General features: G+C 70.6%; 14 protein-coding genes. 8 read left to right on the top strand and 6 right to left on the bottom strand.

Annotated features, from left to right (window positions below):
* Window positions 1-119 precede the first annotated feature (119 nt).
* A complete protein-coding gene (locus AB0D27_RS08540) occupies window positions 120-860 on the bottom strand; it encodes a glucose 1-dehydrogenase (protein ID WP_362503970.1) in 741 nt (246 codons plus the stop codon).
* Between the two features lie 268 nt (window positions 861-1,128).
* On the opposite strand from AB0D27_RS08540, the gene AB0D27_RS08535 reads away from it, so the two are divergent.
* The 6 genes from AB0D27_RS08535 (at window position 1,129) to lnt (ending at window position 7,002) form a co-directional block, all read left to right on the top strand.
* On the top strand, window positions 1,129-1,761 hold the full coding sequence (locus AB0D27_RS08535) for a hypothetical protein (RefSeq protein ID WP_362503967.1): 633 nt from the start codon (window positions 1,129-1,131) through the stop codon (window positions 1,759-1,761).
* Between the two features lie 101 nt (window positions 1,762-1,862).
* Window positions 1,863-2,102, top strand: coding sequence for a ferredoxin (locus AB0D27_RS08530; protein ID WP_362503964.1), 240 nt, complete (start codon window positions 1,863-1,865; stop codon window positions 2,100-2,102).
* Window positions 2,092-3,486: an FAD-dependent oxidoreductase gene (locus AB0D27_RS08525; RefSeq protein WP_362503961.1), complete on the top strand. Its 1,395-nt coding sequence runs from the start codon at window positions 2,092-2,094 to the stop codon at window positions 3,484-3,486. Before AB0D27_RS08530 ends, AB0D27_RS08525 begins: the two co-directional genes overlap by 11 nt.
* A gap of 23 nt (window positions 3,487-3,509) precedes the next feature.
* Window positions 3,510-4,760 carry a cytochrome P450 gene (locus AB0D27_RS08520; RefSeq protein ID WP_362503958.1) on the top strand — a complete coding sequence of 417 codons (1,251 nt, stop codon included), beginning with the start codon at window positions 3,510-3,512 and terminating at the stop codon, window positions 4,758-4,760.
* 69 nt (window positions 4,761-4,829) lie between these two features.
* Window positions 4,830-5,315 carry a nuclear transport factor 2 family protein gene (locus AB0D27_RS08515; RefSeq protein ID WP_362503955.1) on the top strand — a complete coding sequence of 162 codons (486 nt, stop codon included), beginning with the start codon at window positions 4,830-4,832 and terminating at the stop codon, window positions 5,313-5,315.
* 112 nt (window positions 5,316-5,427) lie between these two features.
* Complete coding sequence (gene lnt, locus AB0D27_RS08510; protein WP_362503953.1) at window positions 5,428-7,002, top strand: apolipoprotein N-acyltransferase; 1,575 nt, start codon at window positions 5,428-5,430, stop codon at window positions 7,000-7,002.
* On the opposite strand, the gene AB0D27_RS08505 is transcribed toward lnt, so the two are convergent.
* Window positions 6,920-7,831, bottom strand: a complete 912-nt coding sequence (locus tag AB0D27_RS08505) for a Gfo/Idh/MocA family oxidoreductase (protein ID WP_362504335.1) — start codon at window positions 7,829-7,831, stop codon at window positions 6,920-6,922. The genes lnt and AB0D27_RS08505 overlap by 83 nt on opposite strands.
* Before the next feature lie 351 nt (window positions 7,832-8,182).
* Here AB0D27_RS08505 and AB0D27_RS08500 point away from each other — a divergent pair, with 351 nt between their 5' ends.
* Window positions 8,183-8,695 carry a DinB family protein gene (locus AB0D27_RS08500; RefSeq protein WP_362503951.1) on the top strand — a complete coding sequence of 171 codons (513 nt, stop codon included), beginning with the start codon at window positions 8,183-8,185 and terminating at the stop codon, window positions 8,693-8,695.
* A gap of 140 nt (window positions 8,696-8,835) precedes the next feature.
* A complete protein-coding gene (locus AB0D27_RS08495; RefSeq protein ID WP_362503949.1) occupies window positions 8,836-9,297 on the top strand; it encodes a hypothetical protein in 462 nt (153 codons plus the stop codon).
* 243 nt (window positions 9,298-9,540) lie between these two features.
* Here AB0D27_RS08495 and AB0D27_RS08490 read toward each other — a convergent pair whose 3' ends face one another.
* From AB0D27_RS08490 to AB0D27_RS08475, 4 genes are all read right to left on the bottom strand, one after another.
* Complete coding sequence (locus AB0D27_RS08490) at window positions 9,541-10,095, bottom strand: hypothetical protein (protein ID WP_362503947.1); 555 nt, start codon at window positions 10,093-10,095, stop codon at window positions 9,541-9,543.
* A gap of 122 nt (window positions 10,096-10,217) precedes the next feature.
* Window positions 10,218-10,901, bottom strand: coding sequence for a uracil-DNA glycosylase (ung, locus tag AB0D27_RS08485; RefSeq protein WP_362503945.1), 684 nt, complete (start codon window positions 10,899-10,901; stop codon window positions 10,218-10,220).
* 80 nt (window positions 10,902-10,981) lie between these two features.
* Window positions 10,982-12,562 carry an ABC transporter substrate-binding protein gene (locus AB0D27_RS08480; RefSeq protein ID WP_362503943.1) on the bottom strand — a complete coding sequence of 527 codons (1,581 nt, stop codon included), beginning with the start codon at window positions 12,560-12,562 and terminating at the stop codon, window positions 10,982-10,984.
* Between the two features lie 220 nt (window positions 12,563-12,782).
* Window positions 12,783-13,544, bottom strand: a complete 762-nt coding sequence (locus tag AB0D27_RS08475; protein ID WP_362503941.1) for an SDR family oxidoreductase — start codon at window positions 13,542-13,544, stop codon at window positions 12,783-12,785.
* Window positions 13,545-13,556 lie beyond the last annotated feature (12 nt).

Below are 13,556 nucleotides of genomic sequence, written 5' to 3'. Positions count from 1 at the left end.
GCAACCCGCCAGCTGAAGCCGGCGCGCCCCGCCCGAAGAGGCCCTCACCGTCTCCGCCCGGAGACGCCCTCACCGCCCCCACCCAGAGACGCCGTCACCGCCCCCGCCCCAAGGCGCCCTCAGCGCCCCCCGGACACCCGTAGCACCGCCCCCGTCGTGTACGACGCGTCGGGCGACATCAACCACGCGACGGCGGCGGCGATTTCCTCGGGCTCGCCGACCCGGCGGAGTGGAATCGACGAGGCGGCGCGCTCGGCGCGGCCCGGGTCGCCCATGGTCGCGTGCATCTCGGTGGCGATCATGCCGGGCGCGACCGCGTTGACGCGGATGCCGTCCGGGCCCAGCTCCTTGGCGAGACCCATCGTCAGCGCGTCGACGGCCGCCTTGGTGGCCGCGTAGTGCACGAACTCGCCGGGGCTGCCGAGTGTGGCGGCGGCCGAGGACACATTGACGATGACACCGCTCCCCCGGGCCGCCATCGACTGGGCGGCGCGGCGCGAACACAGCAGCGTGCCCAGCAGGTTGACCTCCACCACCCTGCGCAGATCGGCGGGGTCGGCATCCGCGAGCCGGCCCAGCGAGCCGGTCACCCCGGCGTTGTTCACCAGCCCCGTCACCGGACCGAGCCGGTCCGCCGCCGTGTCGAAGAGCCGCTCGACGTCGTCCTCGTCGGAGGTGTCCACCCGCACCGTGACGCAGCGCGCCCCCGCCGCGCGGACGACGGTCGCGGTCGACTCGGCGGCCTCCGCGTCGCTGACGTACCCCACGACCACGTCATGCCCGTCCGCCGCGAGGCGCGCGCAGGTCGCGGCTCCGATCCCTCGGCTGCCACCCGTGACGATCGTGACCGGACGTGTCACTTATGCCTCCTCGCACGAATTGGATCATCCTACGATCGCAGATGCGCCGACATGTCCTCGTCGGCGAGCCCCTCCTCCCTGCGACCGATACGAGTGCCGCAGCGGCCACATGACGGATGCAGAGTGGGCCAGGTAGCCGACCTGCGGGCCGGGTGCCGTGACTTCGACGTGACCGGGCTGTCACTCCCGCGGGCGTCCCCGGTGGCGTGGGCGCGCCAGGGCCTGCTTGCTGGACCGATAGGGGATTCGGGAAAGAGAGCGAGCGTCGATGGAGCCGAAGGAAGAGCTGCTGCGCACCCCGCGAGCCGCCGGTATGGCGGGAGCGGTGTTCGCGGTACTGCTGGCGGCGGCGATCGTGCTCGTGCGGATCGCCGTCCCCGCCGGGAACCCCGCGGACGCGAAGGTCGACCCGGACCAGCGGTGGGCGGTGCGGGTGGCCCTGGAGATCCTCCCGTTCGCGGGAATCTTCTTCCTGTGGTTCATGGGCGCCCTGCGCGCACAGGTCGGCGACGCCGAGGACAAGTTCGTCGCCACCGTGTTCCTGGGCAGTGGACTGGTATTCGTCGCTGTCATGTTCGGTGCCGGCGCCGCTGCGGGCACCGTTCTGAACGAGGCTCAGCCCTCGGGTTTCGGCCGCCACTTCGCGTACACGATGATGACGACGTACGCCCTCCGTGTGGCGGCCGTGTTCATGTTCACGACCTCGACCATCGGGCATCGCCTCGGCGTCTTCCCACGTGCGCTCGCCGTCTTGGGGTACTTCGGGGGCCTTGTCCTGCTCGTCGTGGCATCCAGTGTGCCCTGGTCCGAGCTGGTCTTCCCGGCCTGGGCACTGGTCGTCAGCGTGCACATACTCCGCGTCGGTCCCCGCGAGCCGCGCCCTTCCGGGGTCACGGTGTGAGTTCGTCGGCCCATCGGACCGCCCCGGCGAGCGGCTCCGTGCCCTCTCCCGCATGCTGAGGAGGAGGGGGCGAGAAGGGGCCACGGAAAGGCTGATCCTCGGTGAGGCTTGTCGTCGATCTCAACCGCTGCCAGGGGTATGCGCAGTGCGCGTTCCTCGCTCCCGACGTTTTCGCCATGCACGGAGAGGAATCCCTGCTCTACGACCCGCAGGCCGAGGAGGAACGGCGCGACGAAGTGGCACGAGCCGTCGCCGCGTGCCCCGTCCAGGCCATCCTCGTAGACGCGGACGACTCGGACGAGACCTCCGGACCCGACCGGGAGGCGACCGGTGAGCGGTGACGGATCCCTGGACCGGCTCAAGCGCGAAGGACGCATCGTCGTCGTCGGCGCCTCACTCGCGGGACTGCGGGCCGCGGAGACCTTGCGCGAGGAGGGGTTCACCGGCTCGCTCACGATGATCGGGGACGAGCCCTACGAGCCGTACGACCGCCCCCCGCTGTCCAAGCAGGTCCTGCTGGGCAGAGCGACGGCGGACCACACCTTCCTCCCCCGGCGGCGGACGATCGACGCACAGTGGCGCCTCGGGGCCCCTGCCACCGGCCTCGACATGGGAACCAGACGGGTACGGCTGGCCGACGGCGACGAGGTGGAGTACGACCGGCTGCTCATTGCCACCGGTGTACGGGCCAGACCGTGGCCTCGGGAGACCGAGGCGGAGCTCGACGGGGTGTTCGTCCTGCGCACCCGCGACGATGCCAGAGCGCTGGAGCGCTCGCTCGCGCAGGGCCCCCGCCGCGTGCTCGTGATCGGCGCCGGATTCACCGGCTCCGAGATCGCCTCCGCCTGCCGGGAACGCGGGATCGCGGTCACCGTGGCCGAACGGGGCGCCGCACCCCTGGTCGGAGCGCTCGGCGGAGTCGTCGGCGAGGTCGCGGCCGAGCTGCACCGCGAGCACGGCGTCGACCTGCGCTGCGGCGTCATGGTGACCAGCCTGGAGGGAGACTCGGCGAACCGCGTCCGCGCCGCTCATCTCTCCGACGGGAACACCGTCGAGGCCGACGTGGTGGTCGTGTCCCTCGGTGCCATGCGCAACACCGAATGGCTCGCCGGATCCGGACTCGGCGCGGGCCCTCGCGGCATCGCCTGTGACGCCGGCTGCCGGGCCTTCGACATCCGGGGCATCGTGACCGACGACATCTTTGTGGCCGGCGACGTCGCACGATCCCCGCATCCGCTGTTCGGATACCAGTTCCTGTCCCTGGAGCACTGGGGCAACGCCGTCGCCCAGGCCGAGACCGCGGCGCACAACATGGTGAGCGAAAGCGTCGACCGCCGCCCCCACATCTGGGTGCCCGCCTTCTGGTCCTCCCAGTTCGGTGTGAACATCAAGTCCGTCGGGGTGCCGCCGATGGGGACGGAGATCCTCATCGCACAGGGCGCCCGCAGCGAGCACAGATTCACCGGCGTATACGGGTATCAGGGCCGCATCATCGGCGCCGTCACCTTCGACCAGTCGAAGTGGCTGCAGTTCTACCAGCAGCTCATCGAGACCGCGGCGCCGTTCCCCCCGCCCTTCCCCACGGTGGACCGCCGCCCTGAGGGGCAGCACCCGATGCCTTCGGACTTCCCCGACCCGTCAGTGCCCACCCACGGCCCGACCGTCACCCTCAGCGGATACTCGCCGACCGACCGGCGAATGACGTTCACCCCCGCCGGGCACTGATCCGACGCTCACGAGGACGGACCATGACGCAAGCCATCCTGCGGCAGATCATCGATTACGCCCACCGTGCCAATCCGTATCCGCTGTACGAGGAGCTCCGCAAAACGCCGGTCTACCACGACGCGGACGGGCCGTACGTCCTCAGCAAGTACTACGACATCCAAAGCCTCCTCCACGATCCGCGCATCAGTTCCGACGCCCGCAATCTGAAGGTGACGGCGGGCGACCCGCTGGCCGACACGGAGGAGGAGACGGCCCTGCCGCCAAGCTTCCTGCGGCTCGACCCTCCGGAGCACGACCGGCTGCGGCGTATGACGAACCGGCCCTTCGGGCCGCCGCACTCCCCACGGCGTGTCTACGAGATGCACGGCGAGCTGGAAGACATCGTCTCCGGGCTCATCGACGGGATCGACGCCACCGAACGGATCGATCTGGTCGACCAGTTCTCCTACCCCTTCCCCGTGACCGTGATCTGCCGGCTGCTGGGAGTGCCGCGCGAGGACGAGGCCCGCTTCCACACCTGGGCGGACATCATCGCCGCCAGCCTGGACCCCGACCCGGGCGCCGATCCCAACGAGCGCAGCAAGGTCTCGCACAACGCCCGCACGGAGCTGGGCATGTATCTGGCCGGGCTCATCGAAGAACGCCGCAAGAATCCCGGCGACGACATGCTGTCGGAGCTGGCCACCGCGCAGGGGCCGGACGGTGCCATGACGACGATGGAAGTCCTGAGCACCGCGGCGCTCCTGTTGATCGCCGGTCATGAGACGACGGTCAACCTCATCACCAACGGCATGCTGACCCTGCTGCGGAATCCCGACGTCCTCAAGCGGCTGCGCGAGGACCCGAAGCTGTCCGTCCCCATCGTCGAGGAGTTGCTTCGTTTCGAGCCGCCGGTGCAGCTGGTGCCGCAGCGCAGCACACTCGCCGACATCGAGGTCCGCGGCGTCACCATCCCCAAGGGCGCGTCGCTGTGGCTGGTGCTGGCAGCGGGAAACCGCGACCCCGACCGCTTCCCGCATCCGGAGCGGTTCGACCCGGACCGCGAGGACATCCAGCACTTGGGCTTCGGCAGCGGTATCCACGGCTGCTTCGGCGCCCCACTCGCCCGGCTGGAGGCGCAACTCGCGTTGAGCCAGCTGGCCAGCCGGCTGGAGAACCCGCGGCTGCTGGAGGACCCGCCCCCCTACCGGAACAACGCGGTCCTTCGCGGCCCGCGCCATCTGCCGATCGCCTGCGACGACATCCGCCCCAACGGGATCCGTCGTACGTAACCGCCGTGGCCACCGAATATCCCCGTACAGCCCCTTGGCGTGGCACGTCCCGTGGCGAACACTGAGCCGATGACGCAGCGTGTAGAGCTCGCGACCGTGATGGACCGGTTCGCTTTGGACGGACTCGTCACCGAGTACGCGGTGGCCGTGGACGACGGTGACTGGGAGGCGTACCGGGGGCTGTTCACAGCGGACGGACGCGCGGACTACCGCTCGGCCGGCGGCATCGAGGGGGATGCGGGCCAGGTCGCCGGGTGGCTCGCGCAGAGCATGCGGCTGTTCCCGATGCGTCAGCATCTGATCGTCAACCGGCGCGTGCGGTTCGAGATCCTCGAGCAGGACACGGGCGACACGGCGCGGGTCCAGGCGGACTACATCAATCCGATGAAGTTCGCGGGCCACGACGGCGGGTCCACCGCGCCCGACTTCGTGTGCGGCGGGCGTTACGCCTTCGGGTTGCTGCGCACGGACGACGGCTGGCGACTGCGCCAGGTGGTCGTCCAGGAGAAGTGGCGCCGCGCCCCGCAGTCACGTCACGAGCCCGCGGCCACCTGAGCCGCTCCTCCGGCGCCCTCGCCCGCCGCCGGAACAAGCCCCGGGGACGCCCCCTGTCGGAGATCTTCCCCGGCGCGCACACTGGAGGCACCACCGGGGAGGGAGACGCTGCATGAAGAGGCTCGACCGCCTGCTCGCCTCCCCGTGGCGGCGCGCCGTTGTCGCCGTTTCGGCGGGCGCGCTGCCCGTGTTCGCGTTCCCCGCCCCGTCCTGGTGGTGGTTCGCGTACATCGCCCTCGTGCCCTGGATCCTGCTGGCCCGCTCGGCCCCGACGGGCAAGCGGGCCGCGTACGACGGCTGGTTCGGCGGACTGGGATTCATGCTGGCCGTGCACCACTGGCTGCTGCCGAGCCTGCATGTGTTCACGGTGCTCATAGCGGCGCTGCTGGGTGCGTTGTGGGCTCCTTGGGGCTGGCTCGTCCGGCGGTTCCTCGGCGGTGTGTCCTCCCCCGGACAGGTCGGTGTCGCGCTCGTCGTCCTGCCGTCGGGGTGGCTGATGGTCGAACTCGCCCGGTCCTGGCAGGGGTTGGGCGGGCCGTGGGGCCTGCTCGGGTCGAGTCAGTGGCAGGTGGAGCCCGCGCTGCGGCTGGCCTCGGTCGGCGGGGTGTGGCTGCTCAGCTTCCTGGTGGTCGCGGTCAATGTCGCGGCCGCCGTGCTGGTCTCGGTGCGTGAGTCCCGTATGCCCGCCGTGGCCGGGCTCGTCGCGACGGCGGCCGCCACCTCGGCGGCCTGGGTGTGGTCGCCGCGCCCGGACGTCGACGGCCGGGTCCGGATCGCCGTCGTACAGCCCGGTGTGGTGGGCGGCGTCGGCAGCGGTGACAAGCGGTTCGCGCGCGAGGAGGCGCTCACCCGCACGCTCGCCGGGCAGGACCTCGACCTGATCGTCTGGGGCGAGAGCAGCGTCGGCTTCGACCTGACCGACCGCCCCGACCTGGCAAACCGGATCGCCGCGCTGTCCCGCCTGACCGGCGCCGACATCATGGTGAACGTCGACGCACGGCGCTCCGACCGGCCCGGCATCTACAAGAGTTCGGTCCTGGTGGGACCGCAGGGTCCGACCGGCGACCGGTACGACAAGATGCGGCTCGTGCCCTTCGGGGAGTACATACCCGCGCGTTCCCTCCTGGGCTGGGCCACCTCGGTGGGCAAGGCCGCGGGCGAGGACCGCAGGCGCGGCACCGAACAGGTGGTGCTGAACGTCGGGCACGGGCTGCGCGTCGGCCCCATGGTCTGCTTCGAGACGGCGTTCCCCGACATGACCCGCCATCTCGCACAGGACGGGGCCGAGGTGCTCCTCGCGCAGTCCTCGACCTCTAGTTTCCAGGGGAGTTGGGCCCCCGAGCAGCACGCGTCGCTCGCCGCGCTGCGGGCCGCCGAGACCGGCCGCCCCATGGTGCACGCGACGCTGACCGGCGTCTCCGCCGTCTATGGCCCGAGCGGCGAACGCATCGGCTCCTGGCTCGGCACGGGCGCGAGCGGGACGATGGTGTACGAGGTGCCGCTGGCCCGGGGAGTGACGCCGTACGTCCGGTTGGGCGACTGGCCGGTGCACGCCGCCCTGTTGGTGCTGGCCGCGCTGTGCGCGACGGAGGGCGCCCGCGTGTTCAGGCTGCGGCGTACCGCTCCTGAACCGCACGTACCACGCGCTCGCACAGCTCATGAGTCGCCAGCGCGTCCCGGGCGCTGAGCACCTTGCCCGCGCGCACGGCGTCGAGGAAGGCGCTCGCCGCCTGCTCGATGCCGCGTTGCCGGGCCACCGGCACCCAGTCCCCGCGCCGTCGTACGGTCGGCTGCCCCTTGTGGTCGATCACCTCGGCGAGGTTGACGACTTGACGCTTGGTGTCCTGGCCCGAGACCTCGAGGATCTCCTCGTTCGAGCCGCTGAGCCGGTTCATCACGCCGAGTGCCGTGAAGCCGTCCCCGGCGAGTTGCAGGACCACATGGTGCACCAGCCCGTCCTCGACGCGGGCCCGCACGGTGACGTCGTCGACCGGTCCCGGCGCCAGGAACCGCAGGGTGTCGACGACGTGGATGAAGTCGTCGAGGACCATGGTGCGCGGTGCCTCGGGCAGCCCTATGCGGTTCTTCTGCATCAGGATCAGCTCGCGCGGGTGGTCGGCGCACTGCGCGTATCCGGGCGCGTAACGGCGGTTGAAGCCGACGGCGAGAGTGACGTTCCGCTCCTCGGCCAGCCGGACAAGACGCTCCGATTCGGCGAGCTCGTAGGCGAGCGGCTTGTCCACGTACGTCGGTACGCCCGCCTCCAGCAGGCGCGTGACGATCTCGGGGTGCGCGATGGTGGCCGCGTGCACGAACGCCGCGTCGAGATCCTGCGCGAGCAGATCCGACAGGTCGGCGTGGCGCTGCCCTTGCGGAAGGTGAAGACCGTCGGCCACCCGTTCGAGCGTCGCGGGCGTCCGCGTCTGCAGATGCAGCTCGATCCCCGGCCGCGCGCCGAGCACCGGCAGATACGCCTTCTGCGCGATGTCGCCGAGTCCGATGCAGCCGACCTTCACAGGGGTCTCCTCAAGGGATGCGTTCCGGTTTCCGACCTCGCCGGAAGCATACGGCGCTCGCGGCGGCCGCCGGTCGTCGATGCCGTCGACGCCGTCGACGGCATCGAGGCCGCCGAGGCCGCGCGGCAAGAGCGCGGGTCCAGCGCAGGCTCACCTCGGCCCGCCGTACATACGGTGCCTTCGGGCGGCCGGCGGGTCGATGAGCGCGGCCCGCCGCGGGACACCTGCCGGTCGATGAGCGCGGCCCGCCGCGGGACACCTGCCGGTCGATGAGCGCGGCCCGCCGCGGGACCACGAGGGGAAGGCACCGCGGGACAGCTTCCGGGAGCTGTTGAGGGGCATGCTGACGCCATGACGAGGGAGCGCACCGAACCCACCACCGACGCCGACGAGCGATCCATGCTGGAGGGCTGGCTCGAACATCTCCGCCAGACCCTGGAGATGAAGTGCGAGGGCCTCGACGACACCCAGCTCAGGACCGCGTCGGTCGAGCCGTCCATCCTGTCGCTGCTCGGGCTCGTCCGGCACTTGGCGGAAGTGGAGCGCGGCTGGTTCCGCCAGGTCCTGGCGGCCGACGACGCGGGGCCGATCTACGCCGACGACGAGAACCCGGACGGAGACTTCCGTGTCACCGAAGCGGACACCTGGGACGAGGCATACGCCACCTGGCAGGCGGAGATCGCGATCGCCCGGCGCAATACGGCGCGCTTCGCCCTGGACGACGTCTGCGCGGGCGAGAGCCGGTTCACCAGCGAACCCATCAGCCTGCGCTGGATCTACACCCACATGATCAAGGAGTACGCGCGCCACCTGGGCCACGCCGATCTGATCCGGGAGCGGATCGACGGCGCGACCGGCGAGTGAGGGACCTCGGCTCGGATCACCCGGCGCCGGGTCAGCTTGCCGACACCGGCGCCCACCCCAGGAGCGGAAGGATCACCCGTGTGGGGCATCCTGCGCCTCTCCGCTCCCCAAGGCGGGCCGAACACAGCAGAGTTGCTCGGATGCATCGAACGACGACGACCGCAACGCTCCTGGTCACCGTGGCGGTCACCGCCCTCTCCGGTTGTGTGACCGTCCAGCGGCCGCCCGCCTCCGGCCCGCCGCCCGCGCCTGCCGGGCCCGCCGCGCCGCATCCGGACGGCAAGGCCGAGTCGCAGATCGTGCAGGCACCGGCGCGGGAGGCCTTGGAGCGCGTCGGGCCCTCGCGGACGCCCTCACAGAGCGCGGCGACACCGCACCGCGCGGCTCCCCCACCGCCCCCAGCGGCGCCGGCGGCCCCTTCGCACCGTGCCCGCACCGCCCCGCGCCCCGAACCGCGGCGCCCCGAGCCCCGCGTCGCCGTGCCGCCCCGCTCTCTCGACGTGCCGCGGAACGCGGACGTGTGCGCCCTGGGCAGGAAGTACGGAGGCTGGAAGGCGGACAGCCCGGAGGCGGTCATCTGCGCGGGGACGTACGGGCATTGACGGCGCCTCGGCAACGGTCCCCAAGGGCGCTGCACGGACGACGGCGCCACGGGGCAACGATCCCCAGGGGCGCCGCACGGACACTGACGGCGCCACGGGCAGCAGTCCCCGGGGGCGCTGCGCGGACGACGGCGCCACGGGCAACAATCCCCAGGGGCGCTGCACGAACACTGACGGCGCCACGGGCAACAATCCCCAAGGGCGCGCGCTGCACAGGCATTGACGGCCCCCCGGCGACAGGCCTCAGGGCCGTCTCGGCGGTCCCAGCGTCTCCCCTCCGGGTCCGCCGAAGCGATCGGGTCCGCTGGTCTCCGCCGAGGTCCCGTCGCCGTCGAGGCGCAGCTCCAGGCGGCCGATCGCCGCTCGGACGCCATCGCCATAGCGGTCGTCGGCGAGGGCACCGACCGCTCCGCGCGCCCGGCGCAGATGACCGCGCGCGGCCTCGGAGCGGCCGAGCTTCACATAGTCGGCGGCCAGGTTCAGATGCAGTGACGGATAGAAGGCGCGCACCGCGAGCGACTGGTGGTGCTCGGCGAGGCGCCCGTCGCTGAGCTCATCGGCCGCCGACAGCGCGCGCAGGTCCCAGGCAAGCTCGTCCGAGGGATCGTCCTGGGTGTCGGCCATGTAGTGCGCCAGCGTGCAGCGGTGCAGGGGGTCGCCGTCCTCGCCGATCTCCGCCCACAGGTTCAGGAAGCGGCCGCGGGCCTCCTCGCGGTCGCCGCCGTGGTGCAGCATGACGACCTGCCCGATCCGGGTCATCATGGCGTCCGGCGCCGCCTGCTCCTGTTGCTCCGCCACCGCGTCCTCCAGACTCGTCACTGTCTTTGACGACGCTAATGGCACCCACTGACAATCACGCCGAGGCGCCCCCGTACACCGCTGGGCCGGCCCGGTGACGGTCCGGCCCGGCGGGTCAGGGGTCAGCCGAGGTCCGGGATGCGCCAGTCGATCGGCTCGTGGCCCTGCCGGGCCACCGCCTCGTTGATCTGCGTGAACGGGCGCGAGCCGAAGAACTTCTTCGCGGACAGCGGCGAGGGGTGCGCCCCCTTCACCACCACATGCCGCTCCTCGTCGATCAGCGGGAGCTTCTTCTGCGCGTAGTTGCCCCACAGCACGAAGACCGCCGGGTCGGGCCGGTGGGCCACGGTACGGATGACCGCGTCCGTGAACTTCTCCCAGCCCTTGCCCTTGTGCGAGTTGGCTTCCCCGGAGCGCACGGTCAGCACCGCGTTGAGCAGCAGCACGCCCTGCTCGGCCCATGGCATCAGATAGCCGTTGTCCGGGACCGGGGTGCCCAGCTCCTCCTTCATCTCCTTGTAGATGTTCCGCAGCGAGGGCGGGGTCTTCACGCCCGGGCGGACGGAGAAGCACAGGCCGTGCCCCTGGCCCTCGCCGTGGTACGGGTCCTGGCCGAGGACGAGCACCTTCACCCGCTCGTACGGCGTCGCGTCGAGCGCGGCGAAGACCTCCTCCCGCGGAGGATAGACGGGACCCTTCGCGCGCTCCTCCTCGACGAACTCGGTGAGTTCCTTGAAGTAGGGCTGCTGCAGCTCCTCGCCCAGGACGCCGCGCCAGGACTCGGGCAGCATGGCGATATCGGTCACGTCAACTTCCTCCGATGTGCGGTCACTTCCAGACCACAGAACCTACCGTCGCCCACTGACAATCGGCTCCGGCACCCGCGCTACCAGCTGGTCTTGCGGTGCAGTTCCCACATCGTCATGATCGTCGAGGGGTCCAGGGCCCGCTCGCCGCCCGAGATGTCCTCGCTGGCGGCCACGTACTGCTTGCCCTGCCACAGCGGCAGCAGCCGGGCGTCGTCGACGAGGATCTGCTGGGCCTCCTCGAACTCCTTGACCACGGCGCCGCGGTCGCTCTCGCGGCGCGACTCGGGCAGCAGGTTGTTGGTGATCCGTGGGGCCGGATACGGCGTACCGAGCGCGTTCTGGTCGCCCACGAAGGGCGCGATGAAGTTCTCGGCGTCCGGGAAGTCGGGGAACCAGCCGCGCCCGAAGACGGGGTACTCGCCCTTGCGGTAGCCGGCTTCGTACGTCTTCCAGGGGCGGCTCTTCAGCGTCACGCTGAACAGGCCGGAGCCTTCGAGCTGGCTCTTGAGCTCCCGGAACTCCGGAGCGGTCTCGGAGCCGTAGCGGTCGGTCGTGTACCAGAGGGTGAGCGGAACCCGTTGGGTGATGCCCGCGTCCAGGAGGATCTTGCGGGCCTTGGACGAACTGGGGTTCCCGTAGTCGTCGAAAAAGCCCGTGGTGTGCCCGATCAGGCCCGCAGGGACCATGGAGTACAGCGGGTCGACGGTGTCCTTGTAGACCTTGTGCGCGATCGCGGGCCGGTCCACGACCTGGGCGATCGCCTTGCGGACCGCGGGCTTCCTTGCCCACGGATCCTTCGGGTTGAACACCAGGTAGCTGATCTCGGTGCCCGCGCCCTCGATGAGCTGGATGCCCCTTTGGGAGTCGCGTCCATGCAGATCGACGATGTCGGAGGCGGCGAGACCGCGGTAGGTGACGTCGATCTTCTTGGCCCTGAGGGCGTCGACCATCTGGGCCGAGTCCTGGAAGTAGCGGATGGTGACCGCGTCGTTCTTGCGCTGGGCGAAGCCGTCGTAGTGGTCGTTGCGGACGAGTTCGGCCTTCTTGCCCTCCTCGTAGGACTGCAGGCTGTAGGGCCCGGACCCGAAGACCTTGCCGTCCTTGCGCAGGGCGTTGGCGGGGTAGTCGTCGGGGTCGACGATCGACATGGCCGGAGTGGCCAGGACGAACGGGAAGGTGGCGTCCGGTTTGTTGAGGTGGAAGACGATCTCGCTGTCGCCGAGCACCTGGACCCGGTCGAGGCTGCCGAGCAGGCCCGCGGGACCGCCGGGTACGTCGATCTTCTTGATCCGGTCGATGGAGTGCTTGACGGCCCGGGCGTCGAGCGTGTCCCCGTCGGAGAACTTCATGTCCGGGCGCAGTACACAGCGGTACGTGCGATCGGACCCGTTGGTGAACCCGCAGCTCTTGGCCGCGTCGGGCTGGGGCGTGACCGCGCCGTTGGGATAGCTCAGCAGCGTCTGGTAGATGTTGCGGAACAGCTCCCAGGAGCCGTCCCACGAGGCGGCCGGGTCCAGCGTGCTGGGCGCGCTGGTGGTGCCCACGACGATCGGTCCCTTGTCGTCGGACGATCCCGAGGAGAGGACGCCACACCCTGCGACCAGGGTTATCGACGTAATCGCCGCCAGCTTCCGCAGACATCGGTTCCGGTTGAACACGCGCACGCTCCTCGATCTGCCGTACCAAGGGTCGGCAGACCATACCGCAGTGCCCTGCCGGGGGAACCGTGTTCCCGGCAGGGCACTTGATCAGCGCGGATGTGACTACGTTGTCAGGGCTCTGTGAACCCGTCGTCCGACCCGGGCGGAGAATTCCCTGCCGGTCGACACCCTCGTAGTTTTTGTCAGACCTCCACAACGCTTGCCCTCGGCGCAGAGGTCACTCGACTCCGGCGTTCAGGAAGATGCCGCCGTCGACGACCAGCGTCTGGCCGGTGACCCAGTCCGACTGCTGCGAGGTGAGGAACGCGGCGGCGCCCCCGATGTCGGAGGGCACGCCGAGCCGGCCGAGCGGGTAGGCCGCGGCCGCCTCCGCCTCGCGGCCTTCGTACAGAGCCGCCGCGAACTTGGTCTTCACCACGGCGGGCGCGATCGCGTTGACCCGCACCTTCGGCGCGAACTCGTGCGCCAGCTGGACGGTCAGGTTGATCATGGCGGCCTTGCTGATGCCGTACGCGCCGATGAACGGCGAGGGGGCGAGGCCGGCGACGGAGGCGATGTTGACGATCGCGCCGCCGTTCTCGCTCTGCCAGGCCTTCCAGGTCTGCTGGGCGAAGCCGAGCGCCGAGACGACGTTGGTCTCGAAGACCTTGCGCGCCACGTTGAGGTCCAGCTCGGCGATCGGGCCGAACACCGGATTCGTACCGGCGTTGTTGACCAGGTAGTCGACGCGCCCGAAGGCCTCCATGGCGCGCTCGACGGCGATGGCCTGGTGGGCCTCGTCGTGGGCCTTGCCGGCGACGCCGATGACGCGCTCGGCGCCGAGCGCCTCGACGGCCTCCTTGAGGGCGTCCTCGTTGCGGCCGGTGATGCAGACCCGGTCGCCGCGGGCGACCAGGGCCTCCGCGATGCCGTATCCGATGCCGCGGCTCGCGCCCGTGATGAGCGCGACCTTGCCCGAGAGTTCGGGAAGTGTGGTCATGTCCGTGCCCTC

The organism is Streptomyces sp. NPDC048415 (assembly GCF_040651675.1).
Classification (GTDB): Bacteria; Actinomycetota; Actinomycetes; order Streptomycetales; family Streptomycetaceae; genus Streptomyces.
The sequence above is the reverse complement of the archived record's forward strand: the minus strand, read 5'-3'. Positions and strand labels throughout refer to the sequence as shown.